The organism is Pseudomonas neuropathica (genome assembly GCF_051174785.1).
GTDB lineage: Bacteria > Pseudomonadota > Gammaproteobacteria > Pseudomonadales > Pseudomonadaceae > Aquipseudomonas > Aquipseudomonas neuropathica_A.
On record NZ_CP195111.1, the window covers coordinates 1061271 to 1086665 of the forward strand.

The window sequence follows — 25395 nt, forward strand, 5'->3', positions numbered from 1 at the left end:
CGCGAGGATCGATCCTACGCCTGGCGAGGATCGATCTGACTAGTAACGCGCCGTTGCCTGAACCACAACGCCGATGATTCGGCACTCATCGGTCAGCAGGGCTTTCGGCCAGGTCGGATTGAGCGGCACCAGGTAACGCTGGCCGCCCTCTTCGTCGAGTTTGCGAAAAATCGCTTCAGGGCTGTCGGGCCACTGGGCGATCACCAGTTTGCCGGGCACCGCCTCGGCCGCCGGGTCGACCAGAATCAGCATGCCTTCGGCAATGCTCTGGCCACTGGGAGCGGTCATCGAATCTCCCGTCACCGTCAACCAGAACGCCGGGCCGCGCGCGTGGTAATCCGTCAGTTCGAAGCGCTGCTTGCCTGACGTCTTGGCGTAAGACGCCGCATCGCTCTCGCGCACCTCGCAGGTCGTCTGCCAATCGCTGACCGGGTAACGGAAGTACGGGTTGTACTTCTGCGCCAGTGGCATCTCGTCGTCCACTGTGGGTTGCGGTTCACGGATGACCAGCACCACTTCAAGGAAGTCCATGCCCAGCGCCTGCAGCACGCGGTTCATTTCCGTGATACCGGGTTCGCGACGCTTGTTCAGCCAATGGCCGATCCCGCCCTGGGACATGCCGACGCGCTCTCCGAGCTCTGTTTGAGTGATTTTGAGTTCACTCATCTTGGCCTTGACCAACTCAATCCATTTATCCATGTGCAGCACCTTACGTCGACGCCTTCGGCCGGCAAAACACATATTGTAGTATTTAAATTCTCGTCACAACTACGCAGCGTACTATTCTGAAGGCACGGATTTTCAATCGCCCAAGGAGTGCCTCTTCATCATGAATATCAGCAGCAAAGACTTGCCCGATCTGCAAATGGACACCACGTTCACCTCGCCCCAGGGCAACGCGGCAGCGCAGCGAGCGCTGGACTATTACTTGAAACCAGCTGTGTCAGAACCGGCGGTCGACGAACGTTTTTTCGATGTCAGGCGCCATCTCAGTGGCGAAGAAGCCTTGGTGCATGCGTCAGACTTGCTGCGCTGTGCAGCGGCCACTGCATTCAAGGCAGCCGAAAACCTGCAAGGCGCGAGTCGCGATCTGGCTTTTTCAGTGGTGCACATGGTGGATATGGCGCGGGCGATGGTCGACCATTCGCTCGATGGCGATGAAGTCTGAGGAACGGAAACGCAAACGGACGGGAAAGAATTCTCCAATCGCGGAGATAAAAACATTTGACTTGCAAATGATAATGATTATTATTGCATACAGCTGGTCGCGAGATCAGTCGATGGACCAGAGACCTTAGGTCGGTCTTCTGGACTATCTCCTCATCAGGCTAATCACGGTTTTTGACCCGGCTTTTTGCCGGGTCTTTTTTTGCCCGTTTTTCGGGCTTGTGGCTTCAGGCTAATGAAGTCTTTAGGTACTGCAAATTCGATGGCGCGGATAATATCAAAAGAATATCGAATGACAAGCCAGGCCCGGCCACATTGGGGCAAACTAATGACAATTAGCACTTGAGAATCAATCGCACACTCTCTAAGCTGCATCCGCGTCATGGAGGACGCCCCCCGCCACACCCCGCAATTCCCCTCGGTTTCAGCCCTGCCTGCGTGTACAGTAACGGCCATAAAAATCATATTCAGGAATCGATTATGACCGTGGCCAAATCTTCGTTCGACATCAGCGCCAACTTCGACAGCGGCAACATCCAAGTCATCGACATCAGCAATCCGCTCAATCCGGTTCTGGCCATTCGCCCGGACACCCGCAGCGCTCACTTTCAGTGGTTCCACTTCAAGGCCAGCGGCCTGCATGTTCATCAGGAACACTGGTTCCGCCTGGTCAATGCCAGCCAGTCCTCCTATAACAAAGCCTGGACCGGCTATCAGGCAGTCGCCTCCTACGACCACGTCAATTGGTTCCGCATTCCAACCAGTTTTGAAGGTGACAGCCTGCGCTTTTGCCTCGAAGCCGAGCAAACCCATGCCTGGTTTGCCTATTTCGAACCCTACAGCCGTGGCCGTCACGACTGGCTGATCGATCAGGCGTTGAGCAAGGCTGGCACCGAACTGCTGGCCACCGGCAAGAGTATCGAAGGTCGCGATATTCAACTGCTGCGCAAAGGCACCGGCGCCGAAGGCCAGCGCAAAATCTGGATCATTGCTCAACAGCATCCGGGCGAGCACATGGCTGAATGGTTCATGGAAGGCGTAATCGAACGTCTGGAAAGACACGACGATCCCGTGCTGAACAAACTGCTGGCCAGCGCTGATTTGTACCTGGTGCCGAACATGAATCCGGACGGTGCCTTCCACGGTCACCTGCGCACCAACGCGATGGGCCAGGACTTGAACCGCGCTTGGCAGAACGCCAGTCAGGAAGTCAGCCCCGAGGTACTTTTCGTACAGCAGCAAATGGAAAAGTATGGCGTCGATCTGTTCCTCGACGTACATGGCGACGAAGAAATCCCCCACGTGTTCACCGCCGGTTGCGAAGGCAATCCGGGCTACACGCCGCGTATCGAGAAGCTCGAAGAGCACTTCCGCAATCACTTGAAACACACCACCAAAGACTTCCAGACCAAGTACGGCTACACCCGCGACGAACCGGGCCAGGCCAACATGACTTTGGCGTGCAACAGCGTCGGTCAGAAATACGACTGCCTGTCGCTGACCCTGGAAATGCCGTTCAAGGATCACGACGACCATCCCGACAAAGAAACCGGCTGGTCGGGCAAACGCTCCAAACAGTTGGGCAAAGACGTGCTTACAACCATCGCTGACATGGTTGATACCCTGCGCTGATCCCCTCCTCCGTTCCTGAAAAGATCGCAGCTTGTCTGCGATCTTCTGCTTTCTGCCATTGCTACTTTCGCGCAAACAGGTTGCAAAATAAAACCCGAATCAATACCTTGATCAAGGTTTTATTTTGAAACCTAAAAGGATGCGGGATATGAAACCTCTCAAAAGCAGCGTCGTTTTGCTTTTTTCTGTGGCCTGTGGGCTGGCCGTGGGTAACGTGTACTACGCCCAGCCGCTGCTGGACGCGATGGCTGAAGCGTTTGCGATGTCGCCGGTAACCATCGGGGTCGTGATCACCCTGACGCAAATCGGCTATGGCATCGGTCTGGTGCTACTGGTGCCCCTCGGCGATCTACTCAACCGGCGTCGATTGATCGTCACTCAAACCCTGCTGTCGGCCGCAGCGTTGTTGATGATCGCGTTGGCGCCCAGCAGTGTCTGGTTGTTGCTCGGCATGTCATTGACCGGGCTGCTCGCCGTGGTCACGCAAGTGTTGGTGGCTTACGCCGCGACGCTGGCAATCCCGGCCCAACGCGGGCGCGTGGTCGGAGTGGTCACCAGCGGTATCGTCGTCGGCATCTTGCTGGCGCGCACGGTCGCTGGCGGCATGGCCGATTTGGCCGGGTGGCGAGCGATCTACTTCCTGTCAGCCGGGCTGACACTGTTGATGGCATTGCTGCTGTTTCGCGTGCTGCCAAAGGATGAATCCCCGCAGCCGGCGACTGGCTACATCGCACTGATCGCCTCTGTATTCAGCCTGTTCAAGGAAGAACAGGTATTGCGCCAACGCGCGATCCTCGCATTGTTGACCTTCGCCAGTGCGATGGTGCTGTGGACGCCGATGGTATTGCCCCTGGCCGCGCCGCCACTGTCGTTGTCGCACAGTGAAATCGGTCTGTTCGGACTGGCTGGCGCAGCGGGTGCTCTGGCCGCTGCACGCGCCGGGCATCTGGCCGATCGCGGTCTCGGACAATGGGTCAGTGGTCTTTCGCTGTTGTTGATGCTCGCTTCGTGGCTGCCGATTGCCCTCACCCAATCCTCGCTGTGGGCCTTGCTGCTCGGCGTAATCACCCTGGATCTGGGCTTGCAAGCCGTGCACGTCACCAGCCAGAGCATGATCTACAGTGTGCGCCCCGAAGCGCAAAGCCGTCTCACCGCCGGTTACATGCTGTTTTACTCAATCGGCAGCGCGCTCGGTTCCATCGGCTCGACCGCGATATATGCGTGGGCCGGCTGGATCGGCGTGTGTCTGCTCGGTGCGGGCATCAACGTCGTGGCGCTGGCGTATTGGTGGCTGACCCTGAAAAGCGGCGCACCGGCACGATGCGCCACTCAAGCGAGTTAACCGCGGTCGCGACCGCGCAACATACTGTCGAGCACCTCGTCTCGGCGGATCCAGCCATGAAACAGCGCCGCCGCCAGATGCAACAGCACCGTCAGGAACAGCAGATAGGCCAAGTACCCGTGAGCCTTGCGCAGCAGCGCAAACAGCTGCGCATCAGCCGGAACGATCGCTGGCAACTGCAACGTTGTGCTGAGCATCACCGGTTCACCCGAAGCACTGATCATCGCCCAACCGAGCAACGGCAACACCAGCATCAACGCGTACAGCAATAGATGCGAAGCCTTCGCCGCCAGCTCTTGCCAACTTGGCAAATCCGCTGGCAGCGGCGGCTGGCGAGTGGTGAGTCGCACCAGCAAACGCACAATCACCAGCGCCAGAATCGCAATGCCCAGCGGTTTGTGCAGATGGATCAGCCATTCATGCCGTTCGGAAACCGAGGTGACCATGCCGGCGCCGATAAACAGCATGGCGATGATCATCAGCGCCATCAGCCAGTGCAGCAGCCGCGCCAACAGGGCGAAATGCGTCGGTTGAGCTCTCATGGACGAGCCTCCTGTTTGGCGGCGGGCAACTGACTGACTTCGCTGGTGCGACGCAGATAAGAATTGGCGTAACCGGCGGAACGCGCCGCGAGCAACGGGTCGTCGGAACCTTGAATCCCGGCCGGCAGCACTAGCGGGTCATAGTTGATGTCACGGCATTCGCCGCTCAGTTGTGGCTGGGTTTTTTCCAGCACCAGCATGCCAGCGTTCAATACTTTGCGCCCCTCAGGCCAGGTCTTGCTGGCGTCATTCACCGGATCCTCAGGATTGGCCAGGGTGATGTTCAACTGAAAACGCAACGGCGCAGACGCCAACCGTTGCACCAGATCCTTCTCGAGAAAATCGCCGCCTTCAGGCGCACTGGCGCCCGCAGCATCGCGCGCCAACGGCGTCATGCTCCAGCGCACGGCCTGCTTTTTACCGCTGGCGTCGACCAGATAGAACGCATTGACACTGTTGTAGGTTTCGGTGGCGTAACTGGCCGACGGTTTGGCGGTCTTCACCCAGGTCAGAAATGGCACGGCTTCCGGGTGCGAAGCGAAGAACGCCGGAACCTTCGCCGGATCAGGTTTACCGGTGGCCGGATCTGGCGACTGCGCCTGCTGCAATTGATAAAACGCCTCAGGCGTACCGACCGGGAACACCGGCATGCTGTTCATCCCCGTACGCCACTGCTGCCCGTTGGCCTGGGTAAACCGCAACGCCAGACTGCGAATCGGCACGCTGCTGTCCGGTGCATACGGATTACCCGCCGGCAGCGCGAAACGCCCGACCACCGGAGTCTGCGGCTCGTTGAACACCTGCGCGGTGGAGAACACCCGCGCCTCGCCATTGCTCTCGAAATGGCCGATCACGCACACGCCTTTGGCGTGATTACGGCGAAACCCGGGGTGCACGCCGTTGTTTTTCTCCAGCACATCGACCAGCGCTTTTGGCGTCAGGCGTTGTGGGTCAAAGTTGCCGTGAACGTAGGCGAATGCTCCGGCCACTGCGGCGACTACCACGGCAATGCCGCCCAGACGCAGAACCAGGCTCGCCGCACTCAGTGGCGGGCGCTGTGGCCTGCCGGGCGGTGCAGTATCGGGTGATGAACGATCAACCATGAACAACTCCAGGGCCATCGGCCACAAGTAGGAAGAATCAGCAAGACGCACCTCGTCCGGGTTTATTCCACACGACGGTATTTATTTTTCCGAACGTGGAATAACCTTCAGCGACAGGCGTCTCCCTAGTCCACAGCGTAGTGACTAGCAGAATTTCATGAGCGAATTCGACGAACAGTTGAGAGAAATCATTCCCAGATTGCGCCGCTTTGCCGTGTCACTGACACGCAACAGCAGCAGCGCCGACGATCTGGTGCAGGCCAGCCTTGAGCGGGCCCTGTCGAGTTGGGGCGATAAACGCGCCGACGGCGACTTGCGTGCCTGGCTGTTTGCGATCCTGTATCGGCAGTTTCTCGACGCCCATCGTCGCTCCCGACGCTATGCGCGCATGCTCGAATTCTTCACCGGTCGCGACGACGCCGAGCCCTCGGCGGAGCGCACCGTCATTGCCCAGTCGACCCTGCAAGCCTTCGACCGTCTGCCCACCGAACAGCGCGCCTTGTTGCTGATGGTCTCGGTGGAAGGCCTTTCCTATAAAGAGGTCGCCGAGATTCTCGGCGCCCCGATCGGCACCGTGATGTCGCGCCTGTCCCGCGCCCGCCAGGCCTTGCGCCAACTCAGCGACGGCGAAATCAGCAGCCCTTCTTTACGGATACTCAAATGATCAGCCTGCCTCCCAGCGAGCGTGACCTGCACGCTTATGTCGACCACCAGCTCAGCGACGCCGACCGGCGTGTGCTGGAGACCTGGCTGGCCAGTCACCCCGATGAAGCGGCGCAGGTTCGCGCCTGGCAACAGGATGCCCAACAATTGCGCGCAGCACTCAGCGGTGCGTTGCAGCAACCGGCCAATCCAGCGCTTGATCCGGCCATGATCCGCCAGCGCCGCCAGCGTCAGTCGCGTCGCCATCTGGCCAGTGCGGCGGTGTTGCTGATCGCGGTCAGCGTCGGCGGATTCAGTGGCTGGCAGGCGCGGGAAATGACCCTTGTGCGCTCGTCGATGTTGCCGATGACCGACGCCTTGCAAGCCTATCGCCTGATTGCCCAGCAAGGCATGCTGCCAGCCGATTACAAGGTCAACAGTGATGGCGACATGCAGCGCTGGCTCGATCGTTATTTCAACCGGGCCAGTCGTTTACCGGATCTGAAGGCGGCCGGGTTCGAACCGGTCAGCGGACGCCTGCTCAGCACTGATGAAGGTCCGGCGGCGATGGTGATGTATGAGGATGGCAGCGGGCACAAGGTGAGTTTCTACGTGCGCCCACCGGGGCCGAAGAACACCTTTTTGCCTCGCGGAAGCCGCAGTGACGGCGACCTGCAGGCCGAGTACTGGTCGGGCGGCGGGTACAACTACGCCATGGTCAGCCCGGTCGATACGCCAGCGGCGCAACAGCTCAAGCAATCACTGCAATTCTGAAAACACCACCTTTCCCCTGAGGGAGCGAGCCTGCTCGCGAAGGCGCTGGATCAGTCGCATCGTTGCTGAATGACACACCGCATTCGCGAGCAGGCTCGCTCCCACAAGGGATCAGCGTCAGGCTCAGAAACCTACGTCGAGCACCACATTATCCAGATAGGTGCCCGCCGGCGGCGTGGTCTGATCAGTGTAGATCTTCGCGTTGTAGTTGAAGATCTGACTGCCCGTGCCCAACCCGTTACCCGGATTGACCTCGGCGTCGGTACTGGCCCGCCGTGCCGCGCCGACACTGCCCCAACGCGTGGTGCCGGCACTTTTGAAAATGTCGTAGGCCAGATAATTGCTCCCGGAAATCATCCGGCGCCGGCCGCCGACACTCACCGCGTTCTGCCCGTCGCTCAGCCCCACGGTGTAAGCGCTGCCCTTGGTGCAGGCCAGATTGATCGTCTGTCCGGTTACCGGCGTAAAAGCGCTGACCACCGGCGCGCTGCCGAAGGCAATGTTCGGCGCAGTAATCGTGCAGTCGTTGGACACCGTCAGATTCACCGTCAACGAGGTCGTGCCGCTGGCGATATCGCGCCCGATGCAGATGGCACCGATGCCGATCCCCGAACAGTAATTCCAGTTCCAGAAAATACTCAGGGTCTCGGTATACACCCCGGCGGCGACGTTGCTGCCAATGGTTGTGCCGAGGTAGACCGGCACCGTTTTCGGCGTCGTACCGTTGAGCAGGCCCAAGGCATCGATGATGCCGTTGCGCGCAAAGTCGTAGGCCGTGCCGCGGGTAAGCGGGTAGCTGGTGCTGTTGTTGGCGTAGATCGTGTAATTGATGACATCGCCGGTCGGCCCGACCAGACCACTCTGAGTCGATGAAACGGTGCCCCAGAAGTGATCGTTGCTGGTCAACAGGGACAGCAGCGAGCCGGTACAGCTCAAACCCGCATTCAGTGTGGAACTGGGCTGCGAAGTCGTGCGTACGGCGATCGAACTGAGCGTGCCGAAAGCCGCTGGCGTGGTGCTGACCACCGAACACGCGGCCTGCACCGCCCCGGGTATAAGCAGTGCCAGACATAACAACCATCGCCGGAACATCATTGGCACACCAACGGGCCAATCAACGGCACCTGGTCCTGATTCAGGTCGACGCTGAACTGCGCCTGACAGGTCTTGCCGTCGGCCAGCGTCACTTGCAGCGAGTTCTGCGCCTGCAGGTTTTCCAGATACACCAGCCCGTCCCAACCGACCACTGTTCGCGCGCCGCTCTGCTCATGCAGCACGCCCACGCCCAATGGCAATTCGCGTTGCTGCGCATCAACCAGCACGATGCTCGCAGCAATCACCCGGGTCAGTGGAAACTCCAGCAAATAACCGCTGCCACGCCGTACAGCGATGCGTTGTTCGACATTGGGACTGCGCACATTGGCCGGTAGATTCAGTGGATCGATTTCATACTTGCCCCGGTAATAAGCGCTGCTCCAGGGCACCAGCAGATGACCGTTCTTGTCGGTCTGGCCAACCTGCTGGTTTTCGTAGCGCACCGGAATATCAGCGAACCCCTCGGTGCTGACCACTACAAAAGCATCGTCAATGCGGTTGGCGGCGAACACCTGACGGTCCATCCACACCAGCGAACCACTGGCATCGGCCCAACGGGTTTCGGCGTCGGAAGTACCGTAGACACCGGCCTGCAGCTGCACCGATTGCAGCCGCCAGGTGACGTCGGCCTGACGATAATCAGCGCCGTCACCCTTGGCGTAGCCCAAGTTGAAACCCACGCCGCCCTCGCTCGGCACCGCGCGACTGTAGTTGACCCGCTGCTGGCTCTGCCCGGTTTTGCTGCGCTCGCTGCTGATCGCCAGGCTGCCACGCAGATCGAACGGGATCACCAGTTGCGCCTGCACCGCCCAGTTGCTGTCGCCGATCTCGCGGTTGGCCGACAGGTAGAAACTGCTGTTGCGCCACAGCGGTTTGCTCCAGCTCAGGTTGAGCAGCCGTGTGCGCGAGTCGTCCGCCGCGCGCACATCGAAATAACCGGCGCCGAGGCTGCCCCAGCGATCAAGGTTCAGGCTCAGAGTCGCCTGCTCGCTGCGCCGGCTAAGGCTGATGTAGGGGCTGTCGACCACGCTGAGGTCGGCGTATTGATCATGGCGTTGCAGCCGTTGGTACGAAAAGCTGAAGCGCTGATTGCTGTACTGATAGCCCAGGCTTAATTGCTGACCGCCCTCGCCGTCGAAACGGCTTTGACTCATGGCACTGTTGAGTACGCCGAAATTGCCCAGACGCAGGTTGCCACCGAGGCCGCCCAACGTCAGCGAGTCGGCCGCTTCGGCATGGCTTTCCAGAGTGAAACTGTCGCTGACGCCATAGCGCAGGCTGCCGGAGGTGACTCCCGGCCCGTAATTGAAATCCTTCAAACCGTAGTCGCGACGCAACGTACCGGCGGCCACGGAAAAATCGCTCAAGCCTTTTTGCAGCAAAGTGCTGGTGACATAGAACGGCACCGTGGTCGACACCTGCCGACCGAGCGCATCAGTAGTCACTACGACGGCTTCGCCAGCGCCGTTGATGAACGGAATATTGGTCAGTGTGTACGGCCCGGGCTGCAAGTCTGCGCTGCTGGACTTGTAGCCATTGATGAACAGATCCACCGAGGACGGCACCGCCGCTTCACCGGCAAATTGCGGCAGCGGATAGGTCACCAGATCCGGGCGTACGGCAAAGTCCCGAGACAACTGCACGCCGCCCAAACGCACCGAACTGCTCCACGGCAACGCACCGCTGATCACGTCACCGGCCTCGTAGGTGAGCATCCGCTCGTCATCGGAGTAACGCCAGGTGGTGTCGTAACGCAGGTAGCCGTTGTCCAGCGTGTTGAGCGAATCACCGGACAAGGTGCGCCGGTATTGCCCGGTGTTGGACAGCGTGCCCCAGTTGTCGAACAGCCGCACTTCGTTCCACGCCGCCAGGTAAGTGCCAGCATCGTCGGTGTCGTTGAGGTACAGGTCATAGTTGAACAGCGCGCCAAAACTGCTCAGCGCCGGGGTGCGCGGGTAAGCCTGGCGATTGCCAATGAACTGTTCCGGCAGCCAGTCCGGCGGCACGTCCAGCAGCAAGCGCTGACCGACGCTGTCGTAATCACTGTGCAACCCCGCCAGACTGTCGAGGTCGACCTCGGCGCCGAGGCTGTCGGGCAACTTCATGCCGGTTTCGCGCAACGCGGTCGCCGGCACAAACAGGCGCCCGTCGCGCTGCTGCACCGCCACTACGCGTCCGGTATTCATCTGGTTGACCACCAGTTCCAGAAACAACTGTGCATCACTCACGGCCTCCATGCCGCTCGGTGGCGGCGGCAGATCGCCGGCCCCGGATGGTTGAACGAACATCAGGCAACAAGCGCCGGTGATGAGCCACAACGGACGCTGAATACGGCGAACCCGTCCCGGGTTCATACGCGCTTTACGTCCGTCAATGGACTGAATCCTCCCTGATTCCGCTATCGCCGACGTCAGATGCCAGCGCTACGACTCACTCACTTGGCAGGTGTAATGCTCTGCACCTGCGGCGCGCCATTGACCCGCACCTGCAGCGCCGACTCATTGGTCAGCGGCGTGGGTGCCGGCCAGCGCATCACTGCGCCGGGTAGCACGTAACCCAGCAGCCCTTCGGCCAACGGTTTGCTCTGCCCGGCCTGCTTGATTGCGACATCGGTCAGTCGCGCATGCACCGCGCCTTGATTGCGCACTTCGACATAAGGCTTGCCGTCCACGGCCACCGTGCGCCAGCTCAATTGCGGCAGGCCGACACCCTTGGGATCCCGCGCGCGACTGCTGTCCTCCTTGCTCCACAGCCCCGCGCCGTAGGCAAACAGCGGCACCGAATAACGCATCTGGAAGCGGATCGCTGCGGCGGTTTTGCCTCCGTCAGCGGTCGCGGGTTGTGCGGAAGGAATTTCGTCGATGATGATCCGGTAGGCCAGCTCCTGGCCCGGCGGTACGTCCTTGGTTCGGGTCAGGCGCACCAATTGTCTTTGCCCCGGCTCGATTTTCGCCACCGGCGGGCTGCCGATCACGTCGCGCTGGTTCTGGTATTGCTCGGCGAACCCACTCTGGCTCCAGCCGAACACGCGGATCTGCAGATTGGCGGTTTCGCTGCCACGGTTCTCCAGCCACAGCGCACTGGCCTGCTGATCAGCCTCCAGCACCGGATCGATCGGCCAGATCAGCACCGAACTGGCTGCGTGTGCATTGCTTGCCCCGAGTATGACCAACGCCCACATCGTGCAACGCACGAACGAATGCCGTGACGTAACTGCCCCCATAAAACTGCTCCTTGTCGGCCATTCAACTTCGCCTTACCACGACAGTTGCACCTGCAACACGTCGCTGTACGTCCCCCCAGGCTGATTGCCCGGCAATTGCACCTGACCGTAAATCGGCAGGCTGATGTTGTTCGCATCGCTGTAAGCCACCGCCACACTCTGGCCAATGCCCAGGCTCTGGCTGTACGCCGCATCACGAAACAGTGCATACGCCACCCGCGCGCTGCCGCTGTTGACCTGCATGTGCCGGCCGCTGTTGTTGTACTGGCCGCCATCGACGCTCATGTTCAGCGTTACGCCCGGCGTGCATTGCAATTGCACCCCGCCGGTCAGCGCGACCTGCACGGTGCCGGTGGCCAGTGCCGAACGCGAGCCGAAATTCAGCCCGCCATAGTTCGACACCCCGCCGACCACCAGACACCCGGCAGTGACCGTGGCACTGACCTGAAAGCTCTGGCTTGTCGCTGCGGTCAGCGGTGGCGGCGCACTGCCCGCACAGAACAGGAGCAGCGCGGCACAGCCATGGCGGCGCATGGCATCAGAACGTCAGTTCAACAGCGACGGTATCGGTGTAAGTCCCCGCCGGCAAACCGGCCTTGCCCACCGCCTGACCGTAGATGTTCACCGTCTGCGCGACCCCGGTGCTGGCAGCAAGGTTGATGGTCCCGTCGATCGCCAGCAGTTGCGAGTGCCCGGCGTCGGTGTACAAGTCGTACGGCACGTAATTGGCGACACCGTCGTACAGCGCCCGCGTGCCGCCCGGTGACATGCCGTCATGGGAACCCGCGCGCACCTTGACCGTCGGCGTGGTGCCGCTGGAGCAGAGAATCGACAGCGCCCCGCCACCACCGCCCAACACTTGCCCGGTGGCCGTGGTGAACAGGCTGTTGGCGGTGCCGAAGTTCAACGCACCGAAGTTCAGCCCGGTGGAGCCGCCAGCACCGTTGACCTGACAACTGCTGATCAGAATCAGGCTGGAGGTGATCTGGCCGGTGACCGTGGTGGCGGCGTTGGCACTGGAAACCAGCGCCAGGCCAAGCAACGACAAACCTATCCTTGATGCAAACGTACGCATGGTGTCCGTCCTCTACGGGGTTACCAGTCGAGCGTCACCGTCAGGGTGTCGGTATAGACACCTGCCGGTACCGCGCGGGTATTCGCCACCACCGAGCCAAACACCGGAATGGGTATCTGTGCAGCGCTGGTGACAGCGAAATTGTGTTGCTGGCCGATGCTGTAGCTCCGGGCGCCGGAGGGATCGACAAACAGCTGATAGGGAAGGGTCTGGCGGCCGTTGCTCAGGCGCCGGGTGTTGCCGTCACCGTGGGCGCCGCCGTCAATGGTGACGGTGAAACCGGTGACCGAAGGATTGCAGGCGACGTTGAGTTTGCCACTGCTGTCGCCGCCGAGGCTGGCCTTGATCGGCGCGTTCCAGGTCGGGCCCTGAAGGCCGAAATCGAGGGTGCCGAGGTCGCTGACCGGGCTGGCGGGAGTGCTGGTGTTGGTGACTTCACAGCCGGCAATCAGGATCAGCCGCGCATTGATCTGCCCGCTGACTGCCGCTTGCGCGTCGTCAGCAAGCATTGCCAGCGTCCCTGCCGCCACCACCATCCAGTGTTTGCCTGTCATTGCGCCGTCCCTGCTCCTTTACGCTGACTCAATCACCGCGCTCATCATTGAACGCCTTCCTTGCGCACCCGCGTCCACGGGATGCCTGTTGCCATCGCGATCACCAGGTCACCGTTACCTTGACCAGATCCGAATAACGGCTGACTCGCGGCACCTCAGCCAAGCGCTCGATGCGCGCGTACAGCGGTAATTCCACCGTGCCGCTGTCCGGCACCCGCCCGCTGACAGGCACATCCACCACCAGCGGTACCCGGCGCGCCGCGTCCTGATACAAGCGATACGGAACAGGTTTGCTGCCGACCGCACCGGCCATGTAGCGGACCTCACCGACACCGCCATGCAAGCCGCCATCGACGCGCATCTGGTACGGCGTGTCGGGGTTGCACTCCAGCCGTGGCAGGCGCTGATTGGTCAACGCGGCAGCCAACGGCCCGGCGGGATCATCGAGGCGTGCGGTGCTGCCGAAGTCGAGCACACCCAATTGCTCGATGCCGGCATCCCGCTGTTGGCCGATCAACTGGCAGCCGCGCTGCACGTCAACGCGCACTTCGACCTGAAGATCCGCCGCATGAACAGGTGCAGCGAATACCCCCAGCAGGCTCATGACCACCCGTATATTCACTGCGCCGTTCCTTGTCAGTGATCGCTTGCGACGTCGTTTCTGTGATTGAGGTTAGCAACGGTCGACGATTCCGCCAGTCGATTGGATCCAGGGATCGCCCGGGATATGTTTCGAAAGGTTGGCAAGTGGTCAGGCCAAGTCGCTGAAAATAGCTGTACGTGCCGGACAAACTTGTTCAATAACCGCCCAATGTCGATCCGCCGTGGTGGCTGGCCAGCCCGGCGTCTGGTTACACTGTGTCGCCGTGCTCCCGGGAGCCGGTTTTGACGAACACGGAGACGCCCACAGTGCCTGCCCACCTGCCGAAACGATCACGACTGATCCAGCGCTGGCCGGCGTTGCGGCGCTGGTTCGGCAAGGGTTTAACAGCCAGCGCCGGGCATGATGCCAGTGGTCAGTCGATCCGCGATTACTTCCGGCACAAGGCCGGCGGTCAGGGTTACACCCTCAGCCACAGCCAGCAGCGCGTCATCGATTGCATGGCGCAGCAGGCGAGTCTTTTGCTTGGCGCAAGCGCTCACACACCACAGAGCCTGTATCTGTTCGGCGCTGTCGGCCGCGGCAAGAGCTGGTTGCTCGACGGTTTCTTTCAAGCCTTGCCGATCACCCAGAAACGGCGCCTGCATTTCCATCAGTTCTTCGCGCAATTGCATCAGGGTATGTTCAGCCATCGCCAGCAGGACGATGCCCTCGAAGTGACTCTCGACGAACTGCTGGAGGATTGTCGGGTGCTGTGTTTCGACGAGTTTCATGTGCATGACATCGGCGATGCCATGCTCATCACCCGGCTGTTCAAAGCGTTGTTCAAACGGCGGATTCTGCTGCTGGTGACCTCCAACTATGCGCCGGAAGGCCTGCTGCCCAACCCGCTCTATCACGCCCGGTTCAAACCGGTGATCGAACTGATCAACACGCGCATGCAGGTGATGGAAGTCGGCGGCCCGCATGATTACCGCAGTCATACACGCCACTCTGCGCAGCAGATATTCACTCAGGGGCATTACGTGTGGCCGGCCACGCCAGCACAACGCGCGGCCCTGGATCTGCCAGCTGCAAATGCACCGACCGTTGCGCTAACGGTCGGCACCCGGCAGTTTCAGGCGCGGTTTTGCGAGGAACGGCGGGTCGGTTTTACCTTCAACGATCTGTGTGAACAGCCGACGGCGGTGATGGATTATCTGGAGCTGTGTCGACGTTTCGATCGCTGGATCATTGATGATCTGCCGGAACTGGCGGAGTGCTCGATCGCCGCGCAACAGCGCTTCATCAACCTGATCGACGTGTTGTACGACCAGGACAAGCATCTGACGTTGATTGGTCGCCTGCCCTTGCGCGAAAGCCTCGACGGCCATGCCATTGATCTGGCACGCACACGCAGCCGGTTGGGGCAATTGCAGGAAGTGCACGAACCCGCCTGACCACACAGTTTCAGTGGGAGCGAGTCTGCTCGCGAAGTGCCCTATCAGTCAAAACATCGGCGGCTGACACTCCGCTTTCGCGAGCAGGCTCGCTCCCACCAAAGGCATCTGAAGTTTCGCCACCTGTCCAATTCAAACCCGGACTTTGCCGTTATCATGTCGCCCATCCTCAGCGCCTCAGCGGCGCGCCACTGATCAATAGCGAACACCAACATGCACACCCTTGCTCAATTACGCGCCGGCGAGTTGTCGGGCATCACGCGGCTGGATCTGTCCTGCGGCCTGACCGAGTTCCCGGTCGAGATTTTCGAGCTGGCCGACACCCTGGAAATCCTCAACCTCAGCGGCAACCAATTGAGCAGTCTGCCGGATGATTTGTACCGTCTGACGCGCCTGCGCGTGCTGTTCTGTTCCGACAACCCGTTCACCGAACTGCCGACCTGCCTCGGCCAATGCGCGGCGTTGACGATGATCGGCTTCAGGGCCAATCGCATCGTCAACGTACCCGGTGCCGCCCTGCCGCCACAGTTGCGCTGGCTGATCCTGACCGACAACTGTATCGAAAGCCTGCCGAGCGAGCTTGGCGAACGCCCGGCCCTGCAAAAACTCATGCTGTCCGGCAACCGCCTGCAAACGCTGCCGCCCTCCCTGAGCAACTGCCATCGAATGGAGCTGCTGCGCGTCTCCGCCAACCGCCTGACCGAGCTGCCGCAGTGGCTGCTCGCGCTGCCGAGCCTGACCTGGCTGGCTTACGCCGGTAACCCGCTGGAAACAGAGGCCGACGCAGCCGCACTCGAGGCGACGCCGCAAATCCCTTGGTCGGCGCTGCATCTGGAACAACGACTGGGTGAAGGCGCCTCGGGGGTGATTTCCCGGGCGAGCTGGCAACGCGACGATGGCGCAGTGACGCCGGTTGCGGTGAAACTGTACAAAGGTGAAATGACCAGCGACGGCTCGCCGCTGCACGAAATGAATGCGTGCATCACCGCAGGCCTGCATGCCAATCTGATCCGCATCGAAGGCCGCATCAGTGGTCATCCCGACGGCCAGCAAGGATTGGTGATGCAGTTGATCGATCCGTCGTTCCGCAACCTCGCCGATCTGCCGAGCCTGGCGTCCTGCTCGCGCGATGTTTATGCCGACGACTGTCGTTTCAGTGCCGAGGTCGCGCTGAACATTGCCAAAGGCATCGCCTCGGCAGCGGAGCACCTGCACCAGCAAGGCATTACCCACGGCGATCTCTACGGGCACAACATTCTGTTGAATGAGCGCGGCGATTGCCTGCTTGGGGATTTTGGCGGAGCGTCGTTCCACGCCATTGCCGATACTGCCCAAACCCGCGCATTGCAACGCATCGAAGTGCGTGCGTTCGGGGTTTTGCTGGGGGAATTGCTGGCGCGCATCGACTCGGGGTTGAGTGATGAACAGCGAGCGGTGCTTGAAGAGCTGGAGCGGCGTTGCTGTCAGGCGGATGTGCTGGCGCGGCCGGGGTTCGGAGAGGTCATGAAGCAACTTGAAGATCTGTGACGCTGCGCGGTCAATCGCTAGCAGGCTAGCTCCCACATTGGATCTGTGGCGTTCACAAATCTCCTGTGGGAGCTAGCCTGCCAGCGATGAGGCCATCACTGACGAAGCCGATCAGCCCGCCAGACCAACAAACATGTCCTGCACGTCATCATGGTTGTCGAGGCCTTCGAGAAATGCTTCAACCTCAGCCATCTGCTCGTCGCTCAAACCACTGACCGGGTTCTTCGGCTGGTAGCCGAGCTTGGCCGACAGCACAGTGAAACCTTGCTCTGGCAGCGCTTTCTGCACTGCGTCGAGGTCAGTAGGATCGGTCAGGAACAGCGTCGCGCCCTCTTCGCCCGGCTCGAAATCCTGAGCACCGGCTTCGATCGCGGCCATTTCCGGGTCGGCGTCCGGGGTGTCCGGCGAAGCTTCGATCATGCCGACGTGGTTGAAGTCCCAGGCCACGGAGCCGGAAGCCCCCAGTTGGCCTTTACGGAACGCCACGCGGATTTCCGCGACGGTACGGTTGATGTTGTCGGTCACGCACTCGACGATCAGCGGCACCTGGTGCGGGGCGAAGCCTTCGTAGGTCACGCGATGGTATTGCACGGTTTCACCCAGCAGACCGGCGCCTTTCTTGATTGCGCGGTCCAGGGTTTCTTTTGGCATCGAGGCTTTCTTGGCCTGTTCGACCACCAGACGCAGGTGTGCGTTGGTGGTGGTATCGGCACCGTTGCGGGCAGCGATGGTGATTTCCTTCACCAGTTTGCCGAAGATCTTGCCCTTGGCGTTGGCTGCCGCTTCTTTGTGTTTAACCTTCCACTGTGCGCCCATTACTCACTCTCTTGATCTGTGGCGCCGAGACATCTATTGGCCGACGCGTGGCGCCAAGTTTATACGGCCTAAAGTCGGCAATCGACCAAAAAAACACAATGCAGAATCGACATCTTCACCAGTGCTTGTAGGGGGATTCTGAAAAACGCCTTTGACATGACCATTCAGCGCTGTGGTTTCGTACCCTCTCAAGCCCGTATTGCCTGACAGAGCCTGTTCGAATGCTCAATGACAAGGAAAGTCCTTTTACCCTGACCCTGACCGACAGCGGTCTGTGCCTGCCGGTGGTGCGCTTTCACGGCGCGGAAGCACTCAACCAGCCCTACCGTTTCGACATCGAGCTGATCGGCCTGGCCCCCGCCGTGACGCCGGGTACCTTTCTGCACCAACCGGCCTTTCTGCGTCTGGACGATCAGCATGGGGTTCACGGCATGATCGACAGCGCCAGTTGCGAACATCGAGGCACACACCGGATCGGCTATCGACTGACGGTTGTGCCGCGCCTGCAGAGGCTGGCCCAGCCGAGCAAACGGCGCGTGTTCGTGCAATTGAGCGTGCCGCAGATCCTTGAGCAATTGCTCACGGAAAATGCCTTGCCCGTTGACGGCTACCGGATTGAAATGAGCGTCGGGCAGTACCCGATCCGGCCGTTTTGCATCCAGTACGAAGAAAGCGATCTGGCGCTGCTGGACAGGCTTTGCGAAGAGGAAGGCATTCACTATCACTTCGAGCACCGGGTGGACGGGCACATTGTCGTGTTTGCCGATGACAGCCTGAGCTTGCCGCAAATGCCGGTGCTGGTTGCGTTCAAGGCCTGCGAGCAAACACCATCACCCTGCGTCAGTGAGCTTTACCAGCATCACCACGCCGCACCGATTGCCACGCTGCATGCCGTGCGTAATCGAGGGCAGCAGGCGATCCGCGACCACGCCGCCAACCACATCACAGCCAATCCCCTGCCGCCGATATCCTCTCTTGAACAGCGTCACCACGAACAGCGCAGCCGTCGGCACCTGGAGCGGCAACGCTGCCAACATCGCACGATCAACGGCCGCAGCGACCGGATCGGCTTGCTCAGTGGGCATTTGCTGCAAGTGTCGGCACATCCGGTCAGCCACTTCAACGAACAATGGCGACTCACCGCCCTACGCCATCACGGGCAACATCCGTCGATTCTTGACCCGACGCCGCCCCTGCACCGCTACCACAACGACTTCACCGCCCAGCCGTGGTCCAGCGACTTTCGTCCAGCGCTCAGACAAGCCCGCCCAAGCATTGCCGGGTATCACCTGGCGCAGGTGTTCGGGCCTGCCGGGCAACCGGCGCAGCTCGATGAACAGGGTCGAGTTGCCGTCAGGCTGTGGCCTTCGCAACACCTGCAAACCCTTGATGACGACGCGATCTGGCTGCCCATCGCCATGACGCGGGCCAATGGCCGGATCGCAGTCGAAGAACTGCCCTGCGCCGGCAGCGAAGTGTGGGTGAGTTTCCTCGACAGCGACCCCGACCGGCCGATTCTTTGCTTGGGCAACTCACGCAAGCCCACGCCTCGCGAGCCAGCGTCCACGTGCGACAGCAGCTTGTTGCTCGACTGGCTGCTCGACAGTGACGTCCGCTGATCTTTTTGCAGGAGCCTGCGGTAGCGCCTGCATCAGCAAGCAGTGCTTCAGGCTTTGTCGGCCTTGCCGGCCGCTGCAGCGAATTTCGCCAGGCGCACGTCGAGATGCCGAGGACGTCGCCCGTGATCCTCGGCGCGCTCCTTGCGGCGGATGGCGTTGCGCACCATCAGCGAGCCGAGGTAACGGATCGGCTCCGGCGGAAAGTAGCCCAGCGGCCCGTTGACCAGCGGCGAACGCGTCCATGGGTTGTCCAGGCCTTGCACCAGCGAAGCGAGAATCTGCCCGCCCATGTGGCACGGTCCCACGCCACTGCCCGAATAGCCGAAACCGTAAAACACGTTGCCGGCACTGCTCATCTGGCCGAAGAACGGCAAACCGGTGACCGAGCGATCCGACGGGCCGTTCCAGGTGGCATCGACTTTGACATCGGCAAACGCCGGGAAGAAGTCGGCGAGGCTGTTTTTCAGCAGGCCGGCATAGGGCGATGGCTGATCGAACACTGATAGCATTCGCCCGCCAAATGCGAAGGTGTTGCCGCCCTTGCCGAGCATGATCCGGCCGTCCGGGGTGTTGTGGTAGTAGTGCACGAAAATCCGCGAATCAAGCACAGTCACGCCACTGGTCAGGCCGATTTCCTGCAACAGATCCGGGCGCGGTTCGGTGATCAGCATGTCGCTGGAAACAATCGCCACGCTGCGTTCGAATTGCGGGAAGGCACGGGCCATCCAGGCGTTCATCGCCAGCACCACGCGGTCGGCAACGATGCTGCCGCTTGGTGTCTGCAGGCGTGCCGGGCGTCCCTCCTCCAGCCCGGTCATTGCCGTGTTTTCGTGAATCTTCACGCCCAATTGCAACGCCACCCGACGCAAGCCCCGCACCAGTTTGCCCGGTTGCACACTGGCCGCCGCCGGCGAGAACCAGCCTTCCAGATGTTTGTTCGAACCGGCCATGCGCTGCACATCAGCCACTGGACGCTGAGTGAACGAGTTGATGCCATTACGCTCCAGTGCGGTGATCACCGCGTCGGTCGAACCGACCTGAGCGCGGTTGGTCGCGGTGTACAGCGTGCCGTCGAGGCGGTAGTCGGCATCGACGCCGTACTGCTCACAGAACTCGCCGATCGCATGGATGCTACGTTCCGACTCCTTGACCAGACGCACCGCTTCCTCGACGCCAAACAGGCGTTCAAGGGTGAAATATTTCGCCGACCACGACAGCGCACAACCACCGTTTCGCCCACTGGCGCCAGCGCCGCAGATGTCTGCTTCGATCAGCAACACGTCGAGTTCGGGGTTCTGTTGCTTGAGCATGATTGCCGTCCACAACCCGGTATAGCCGCCGCCGACAATGCACACATCGGCGCGGACTTCGCCGTGCAACGGCGCGCAGGTTTCAGAGGTATCGGCCTGCAAGGCCTGCTCCAGCCAAAACGGTCTCATGGGTTTTCTCCAGTCAGTTGGCCACGCCACAGCCTGCCGCGAGCGCCGCAGCAGGCCGCGAGGCACAGGGTTTCAGGAACGCAGGGGTTTGATCGTCAGCGGGCAATTGGGGATCGAGGCACGCGGCTCCATCACGCCAACCGGGCGACTGTTCCAGTGTGGAATCAGCACCAGCGCCGAGAACAACGCGCAACCGGCAAAGACGATAAACACCGTCACCGAGTCGAAGTACCCCGGCAGCAGACCACCGAGCACCGCGCCGACCGAGCCGCAGCCGTTGACGAAACCGGCCGCCGTGGCACCGGCCTTGGCTTTGCCGAAGTCGATCGCGGCGGCGCCGCTGATCATCGAATCCGGGCCGTACAGGGTCAGGCCCATGACGAACAGCAGCGCGACCACCAGCAAGACGCTGCCGCTCTGCAACGCGGCCATGAACAGCGCCAGCGTCACGGTCAGCGCCAGCAAGCTCAATACGCAGGCCGGCATCCGACGGGCACCGAAGAGTTTGTCCGAGGCCAGGCCGATCAGGATCGGCCCGAGCAACCCGGCCAGTTCGAACGAAGTGGGAATGATCGCCGCGCCGACCTTGCCGACACTGGGCATCTGTTCAAAGACAATCACCGGGCCCCACAACAGAATCGCGTAACGCGCCGGTTTCAACATGAAATACGCCAGGCCCAGCACCAGCACCGTGTGGTTACGCAGGATTTCCTTCAACGGCTCCCAAACGCTGAGCTTGCTGTTGGCTTCGGTTTCTTCCGCCGTCAGTTCAGGTTCCGGCTCTACCGCCGGCAAGCCGACGTCTTCCGGCTTGTTGCGCTGGAAGATAAAGAACAACACCGCCACCACGGCGACCACCACCGCACTGGAAATGAACGCCGCGTGCCAGGTGCCCATCAAGGTATACGCCCACCAACCGGCGAACGGCGACGCCACCAGACCACCAAATGCGTAGCAGGAACTCCATAACCCGAGCACCCGCCCACGTTGTTGCGAAGGGAAAAAACTGCCGAGGTTTTTGCACAGCCCCGACCATCCGGTGGACTGCGCCAAACCCTGAATCAACATACAAGTGGCGAAGATCGGCAGCGTGGCAAAACTGCCCATCACCAGCGCTGCGGCGGCGGAAATCAGCAAACCGCCGAGCACCACAACCCTTGGGCCAAAGCGGTCGGCGAGCATGCCCCAGGTGAACTGGCCGAGGGCATAAGCCGCCAGATAAATCGCATCGAGGTTGGCCATGGCCATCTTGTCGAGCATGAAGGTCGGGTCTTCGGCGATACCCAGTTTGGCCACCGAAAACGCTTTGCGGGTGAAGTAGAAAGCCGCGTACGCCAGCCAGGTAATCGCGAAAATCTGCACGCGCCAACGCGCAATGGTGCCGATGTGCTTGTTCATGGTGGTTCTGACCTCAGGGTGTGAGTGTGCCGGCAGAATCGTTAAGAAAAACGCCTGTGTTTTTATTGTTGAGCACTGCGGTATCACCCCTTCCCTACGGCGATACCGGTCAGATGAGTCCTGCTGTTGCACGCCCAGGCTCATGGCCAACCGTGCTGCCCGAACGGGCAGTCAGCGATGGCGTGAGCCGATCAAAGCAATTACTGTTTAATAAATAAAATCGATTTATCGTATTTCACACATAAGCTCAGCTTGTTACTGACTTATCGATCAGGTGACTTCATGTCGGTGTCCCACGCCCAACTCAAAGCCTTCCACGCCGTGGCGGTGCATGGAAGCTTCACCAAAGCCGCCGAGCGCCTTTTTCTCACGCAACCGGCGATATCCGACCAAGTGCGCAAGCTCGAAGAGCGTTTCGGCGTTTTGCTGTTTCACCGCAATAAACGTTCCGTGCGCCTGACCGACCTGGGCGAGCGCTTACTGGCGATCACCCAGCGCCTGTTTGTAATTGAAGCCGAAGCGCAGGAACTGCTGCAGGAATCCCAGGCCCTGCAGACCGGCAGCCTGATTCTCGCAGTGGATGCGCCGGTGCACGTGTTGCCGCAGATCGCGCGGTTCTGCGAGCGCTATCCGGGGATCAGCGTGAAGATCGAAACCGGCAACACCGACGAATCACTGTTTCGCCTGTTCAACTATCAGGCGGATTTGGCCCTGCTCGGGCGTGATGTCAGCGATGAACGCTTGCTGTGCGTGCCATTGCGTAACGATCCGATGGTGGCGTTCGTTTCGCGCAATCATCCATGGGCCGAACGTGAATCGATCTGCCTGGCAGACCTGGATGACACGCCGCTGGTGCTGCGAGAACACGGTTCGGTGACAAGACAGACGCTGGAAGAGGAAATGGCCCGGGCGGGGTTTCGTATTCGCCCGGCGATTCAGGTCGAGGGACGGGAAGCGGCGCGTGAGGCGGTGGTGGTCGGGATTGGCGTGGGTGTTGTTTCGGCGGCGGAATTTGGTGCGGATTCGCGGGTGTGTGCGTTGCCGATTGTCGATTGCACGCGACGGCTGACGGAGACGTTGGTGTGTTTGCGTGAACAAAGCAATCGACGGGTGGTGGCGACCTTCCTCGATATGGTCCGCCAGAGTCTTGTGTGAACCATGATGGCTCCTTCGCGAGCAGGCTCGCTCCCACAGGAGATTGCATTCCAATGTGGGAGCGAGCCTGCTCGCGAAGGGGGCGACTCGGTGTATCAGGCTGGCGCAAGACCAAAGAACGCCTGAATCAGGCGCAACTCCCGCCGCCGCTCCATGCAACCGATCATGTGCCGGTTCATCAGCCCGTCGCCGACAATCGGAATCGCCACCACCCTCGGGTCATGACTGACCTCCACCGAGGACACCACACCAACGCCCAACTCGGCAGCGACGGCCTCGGTCACCGCCTCTCGACTATCAAGCTCCAATAACACCCGCGGATGAATCGACGCCTGCGCGCACGCCTGATCAAACGTACGCCGGGTGATCGAACTCGGCTCACGCAGCACCATGATCACTTGATCCAGCTCCTTGAGTTTGACCTCACCGGAGCGCATCGCCCACGGGTGCCCTGCCGGCACCAACGCGCAAATCCGTGATTCGCTCAACGCTTGCAGATGCAGACCTTTGCGCGGTTTCACTTCGGTCAACACCGCCACATCGGCGTGTTCCGACAACAACGCCGCGAGGGTTTCCTGAGCATTGCCCAAGCGCAGATTCACCGTGATCCCCGGATATCGGGCGCGGAGGCTGGCGAGCATCGGCATGACCATGTGCGGCCCGTCCGCCGCCACCTCCAGTCGTCCGGTCAACAACTGCCGGTTGGCCTCGAGCATGGTCTGCGCCTCTTCCGCGAGGCCAAACATCGCGCGGGTAATCGCGGCGAGTCTGGTGCCCTCCTCGGTCAGTTCCACCCGACGCGCGGTGCGCCGCAACAGGGTGATCTGATAGTGCTCCTCCAACGCCTTGATATGCCCGGTGACTGCCGGCTGGCTGATAAACAACCGCGCGGCCGCGCGGGTGAAGCTGCCTTCGCGGGCCACGGCATCGAAGGCGCGGAGCTGGAACAGGTTCATGAATAACTCTCACTGATGGCTGGCATAACAACAAACAATTTGATTGATGCAGCGGCGAATTGCAACGTATGCCCCGTAGCTTCATCCCACAGCGCTATCCGAGGACACACGAATGAGTATCGCCGAACCCATCCTGCTCACTCCCGGCCCGTTGACCACTTCGGCCCGCACCCGCCAGGCGATGATGGTCGACTGGGGGTCATGGGATGACCGCTTCAACCAACTGACCGCCAGCCTTTGCGAACAATTGCTGGCGATCCTCAACGGCGCCGCGACTCACCACTGCGTGCCATTGCAGGGCAGCGGCACCTTCGCCGTCGAAGCGGCGATCGGCACCTTGGTGCCGCGTGACGGCAAAGTGCTGGTGCTGATCAATGGTGCGTATGGCAAGCGGCTGGCGAAAATCTGCGAGGTGCTTGGCCGTTCGTTCAGCACCTTCGAAACCGCTGAAGACGAACCGACCACCGCCGCCGACGTCGACCGTCTGCTGCGCGCCGACAGCGACATCACTCACGTCGCGCTGATCCATTGCGAAACCAGCACCGGCATTCTCAATCCGCTGGCGGAGATTGCCCAGGTCATTGCGCAACACGGCAAACGCCTGATCATCGACGCCATGAGTTCCTTCGGCGCATTGCCGGTAGATGCGCAGCAGGTGCCGTTCGACGCGCTGATCGCCGCCTCCGGCAAATGCCTGGAAGGCGTACCGGGTATGGGCTTCGTGTTTGCTCGCAAAGAGTCTTTGGCCGCAGCCGCTGGCAATTCTCACTCGCTGGCGATGGACCTGTACGACCAGCACGCCTACATGATGAAAACCGGGCAATGGCGCTTCACCCCGCCAACCCACGTCGTCGCGGCGCTGCACGAAGCACTGCTGCAATACAACGAAGAAGGTGGCCTGCCGGCGCGGCATGCGCGCTATGCCGCCAACTGTCAGGCGCTGATGGATGAGATGGGCAAACTCGGTTTGCGCAGTTTCCTGCCGGCGGCGATTCAGGCGCCGATCATTGCCACGTTCCATGCGCCGCAAGACCCGCGCTATCAGTTCAAGGATTTCTACGAGCGGGTCAAGGCCAAGGGTTACATCCTCTATCCGGGCAAATTGACCCAGGTCGAAACCTTCCGTGTCGGCTGCATCGGCCATGTCAGCCCGGACCAGATGCGCCAGGCCGTGGCGGCGGTCGGCGAAGTGCTGCGCGAAATGGAAGTGCTAGAAATCTAAAACCCACCCTTAATCCCCTGTGGGAGCGAGCTTGCTCGCGAATGCGTCGTCTCAGGCGACATCAATGGTGACTG

General features: G+C 60.9%; 25 protein-coding genes. 10 read left to right on the forward strand and 15 right to left on the reverse strand.

Features of this window, described 5'->3' with window-relative positions; genetic code table 11:
- Nucleotides 1-39: 39 nt before the first annotated feature.
- Nucleotides 40-699, reverse strand: a complete 660-nt coding sequence (locus tag ACRRSD_RS04820; protein ID WP_435037316.1) for a LexA family protein — start codon at nt 697-699, stop codon at nt 40-42.
- A gap of 130 nt (nt 700-829) precedes the next feature.
- On the opposite strand from ACRRSD_RS04820, the gene ACRRSD_RS04825 reads away from it, so the two are divergent.
- The gene (locus ACRRSD_RS04825; RefSeq protein ID WP_038362714.1) at nt 830-1168 is read left to right on the forward strand and encodes a DUF6124 family protein; all 339 of its coding nucleotides are present in this window, start codon (nt 830-832) and stop codon (nt 1166-1168) included.
- A 164-nt stretch (nt 1169-1332) separates the two neighbouring features.
- Here the strand turns inward: ACRRSD_RS04825 and ACRRSD_RS04830 are convergent, their stop codons facing one another.
- The gene (locus tag ACRRSD_RS04830) at nt 1333-1551 is read right to left on the reverse strand and encodes a hypothetical protein (RefSeq protein WP_435037317.1); all 219 of its coding nucleotides are present in this window, start codon (nt 1549-1551) and stop codon (nt 1333-1335) included.
- A 96-nt stretch (nt 1552-1647) separates the two neighbouring features.
- On the opposite strand from ACRRSD_RS04830, the gene ACRRSD_RS04835 reads away from it, so the two are divergent.
- Both ACRRSD_RS04835 and ACRRSD_RS04840 read left to right on the forward strand, forming a co-directional pair.
- Nucleotides 1648-2799 (forward strand): M14 family metallopeptidase, encoded by a 1152-nt coding sequence (locus tag ACRRSD_RS04835; RefSeq protein WP_435037318.1) that lies wholly within the window; start codon nt 1648-1650, stop codon nt 2797-2799.
- 148 nt (nt 2800-2947) lie between these two features.
- Nucleotides 2948-4141, forward strand: a complete 1194-nt coding sequence (locus tag ACRRSD_RS04840) for an MFS transporter (RefSeq protein WP_435037319.1) — start codon at nt 2948-2950, stop codon at nt 4139-4141.
- Here ACRRSD_RS04840 and ACRRSD_RS04845 read toward each other — a convergent pair.
- Together ACRRSD_RS04845 and ACRRSD_RS04850 are read right to left on the reverse strand one after the other, a co-directional pair.
- Nucleotides 4138-4683: a cytochrome b gene (locus ACRRSD_RS04845; protein WP_435037320.1), complete on the reverse strand. Its 546-nt coding sequence runs from the start codon at nt 4681-4683 to the stop codon at nt 4138-4140. The two genes, ACRRSD_RS04840 and ACRRSD_RS04845, sit on opposite strands and share 4 nt — an antisense overlap.
- On the reverse strand, nt 4680-5786 hold the full coding sequence (locus ACRRSD_RS04850) for a catalase family peroxidase (RefSeq protein WP_435037322.1): 1107 nt from the start codon (nt 5784-5786) through the stop codon (nt 4680-4682). Before ACRRSD_RS04850 ends, ACRRSD_RS04845 begins: the two co-directional genes overlap by 4 nt.
- 157 nt (nt 5787-5943) lie before the next feature.
- Here ACRRSD_RS04850 and ACRRSD_RS04855 point away from each other — a divergent pair, with 157 nt between their 5' ends.
- Both ACRRSD_RS04855 and ACRRSD_RS04860 read left to right on the forward strand, forming a co-directional pair.
- Nucleotides 5944-6450, forward strand: coding sequence for a sigma-70 family RNA polymerase sigma factor (locus ACRRSD_RS04855; protein WP_108225617.1), 507 nt, complete (start codon nt 5944-5946; stop codon nt 6448-6450).
- On the forward strand, nt 6447-7202 hold the full coding sequence (locus ACRRSD_RS04860; protein ID WP_435037323.1) for an anti-sigma factor family protein: 756 nt from the start codon (nt 6447-6449) through the stop codon (nt 7200-7202). Before ACRRSD_RS04855 ends, ACRRSD_RS04860 begins: the two co-directional genes overlap by 4 nt.
- A 123-nt stretch (nt 7203-7325) precedes the next feature.
- Here the strand turns inward: ACRRSD_RS04860 and ACRRSD_RS04865 are convergent, their stop codons facing one another.
- From ACRRSD_RS04865 to ACRRSD_RS04895, 7 genes are all read right to left on the reverse strand, one after another.
- Nucleotides 7326-8297: a Csu type fimbrial protein gene (locus tag ACRRSD_RS04865; RefSeq protein ID WP_435037324.1), complete on the reverse strand. Its 972-nt coding sequence runs from the start codon at nt 8295-8297 to the stop codon at nt 7326-7328.
- The gene (locus tag ACRRSD_RS04870; protein WP_435037325.1) at nt 8294-10651 is read right to left on the reverse strand and encodes a fimbria/pilus outer membrane usher protein; all 2358 of its coding nucleotides are present in this window, start codon (nt 10649-10651) and stop codon (nt 8294-8296) included. Before ACRRSD_RS04870 ends, ACRRSD_RS04865 begins: the two co-directional genes overlap by 4 nt.
- 80 nt (nt 10652-10731) lie before the next feature.
- Nucleotides 10732-11520 (reverse strand): fimbrial biogenesis chaperone, encoded by a 789-nt coding sequence (locus ACRRSD_RS04875; RefSeq protein WP_435037326.1) that lies wholly within the window; start codon nt 11518-11520, stop codon nt 10732-10734.
- A gap of 33 nt (nt 11521-11553) precedes the next feature.
- The gene (locus ACRRSD_RS04880) at nt 11554-12054 is read right to left on the reverse strand and encodes a Csu type fimbrial protein (RefSeq protein ID WP_435037328.1); all 501 of its coding nucleotides are present in this window, start codon (nt 12052-12054) and stop codon (nt 11554-11556) included.
- Nucleotides 12055-12058: 4 nt separating this feature from the next.
- A complete protein-coding gene (locus tag ACRRSD_RS04885; protein ID WP_034154702.1) occupies nt 12059-12595 on the reverse strand; it encodes a Csu type fimbrial protein in 537 nt (178 codons plus the stop codon).
- A gap of 20 nt (nt 12596-12615) precedes the next feature.
- Nucleotides 12616-13149, reverse strand: a complete 534-nt coding sequence (locus ACRRSD_RS04890; RefSeq protein ID WP_435037329.1) for a Csu type fimbrial protein — start codon at nt 13147-13149, stop codon at nt 12616-12618.
- 100 nt (nt 13150-13249) lie between these two features.
- A complete protein-coding gene (locus tag ACRRSD_RS04895; RefSeq protein WP_435037330.1) occupies nt 13250-13771 on the reverse strand; it encodes a Csu type fimbrial protein in 522 nt (173 codons plus the stop codon).
- Between the two features lie 287 nt (nt 13772-14058).
- Between ACRRSD_RS04895 and zapE the strand changes: the two genes are divergently transcribed.
- Together zapE and ACRRSD_RS04905 are read left to right on the forward strand one after the other, a co-directional pair.
- Nucleotides 14059-15189 (forward strand): cell division protein ZapE, encoded by a 1131-nt coding sequence (gene zapE / locus ACRRSD_RS04900; RefSeq protein WP_435037331.1) that lies wholly within the window; start codon nt 14059-14061, stop codon nt 15187-15189.
- A gap of 213 nt (nt 15190-15402) precedes the next feature.
- Nucleotides 15403-16716 carry a leucine-rich repeat-containing protein kinase family protein gene (locus tag ACRRSD_RS04905; RefSeq protein WP_435037332.1) on the forward strand — a complete coding sequence of 438 codons (1314 nt, stop codon included), beginning with the start codon at nt 15403-15405 and terminating at the stop codon, nt 16714-16716.
- 111 nt (nt 16717-16827) lie between these two features.
- Here ACRRSD_RS04905 and ACRRSD_RS04910 read toward each other — a convergent pair whose 3' ends face one another.
- Nucleotides 16828-17532 carry a YebC/PmpR family DNA-binding transcriptional regulator gene (locus ACRRSD_RS04910; RefSeq protein ID WP_007917279.1) on the reverse strand — a complete coding sequence of 235 codons (705 nt, stop codon included), beginning with the start codon at nt 17530-17532 and terminating at the stop codon, nt 16828-16830.
- 221 nt (nt 17533-17753) lie between these two features.
- On the opposite strand from ACRRSD_RS04910, the gene ACRRSD_RS04915 reads away from it, so the two are divergent.
- Nucleotides 17754-19151 (forward strand): type VI secretion system Vgr family protein, encoded by a 1398-nt coding sequence (locus tag ACRRSD_RS04915; RefSeq protein ID WP_435037333.1) that lies wholly within the window; start codon nt 17754-17756, stop codon nt 19149-19151.
- Nucleotides 19152-19198: 47 nt separating this feature from the next.
- Here the strand turns inward: ACRRSD_RS04915 and ACRRSD_RS04920 are convergent, their stop codons facing one another.
- Complete coding sequence (locus ACRRSD_RS04920) at nt 19199-20590, reverse strand: FAD-dependent oxidoreductase (protein ID WP_435037334.1); 1392 nt, start codon at nt 20588-20590, stop codon at nt 19199-19201.
- A gap of 72 nt (nt 20591-20662) precedes the next feature.
- Nucleotides 20663-21988 carry an MFS transporter gene (locus ACRRSD_RS04925; protein WP_435037335.1) on the reverse strand — a complete coding sequence of 442 codons (1326 nt, stop codon included), beginning with the start codon at nt 21986-21988 and terminating at the stop codon, nt 20663-20665.
- A 282-nt stretch (nt 21989-22270) separates the two neighbouring features.
- Between ACRRSD_RS04925 and ACRRSD_RS04930 the strand changes: the two genes are divergently transcribed.
- On the forward strand, nt 22271-23143 hold the full coding sequence (locus ACRRSD_RS04930) for a LysR family transcriptional regulator (RefSeq protein WP_122600513.1): 873 nt from the start codon (nt 22271-22273) through the stop codon (nt 23141-23143).
- 95 nt (nt 23144-23238) lie between these two features.
- Here the strand turns inward: ACRRSD_RS04930 and ACRRSD_RS04935 are convergent, their stop codons facing one another.
- Nucleotides 23239-24099 carry a LysR substrate-binding domain-containing protein gene (locus tag ACRRSD_RS04935; RefSeq protein WP_435037336.1) on the reverse strand — a complete coding sequence of 287 codons (861 nt, stop codon included), beginning with the start codon at nt 24097-24099 and terminating at the stop codon, nt 23239-23241.
- Nucleotides 24100-24211: 112 nt separating this feature from the next.
- Between ACRRSD_RS04935 and ACRRSD_RS04940 the strand changes: the two genes are divergently transcribed.
- The gene (locus ACRRSD_RS04940; RefSeq protein WP_435037337.1) at nt 24212-25321 is read left to right on the forward strand and encodes a 2-aminoethylphosphonate--pyruvate transaminase; all 1110 of its coding nucleotides are present in this window, start codon (nt 24212-24214) and stop codon (nt 25319-25321) included.
- The last annotated feature ends 74 nt before the right edge of the window (nt 25322-25395 follow it).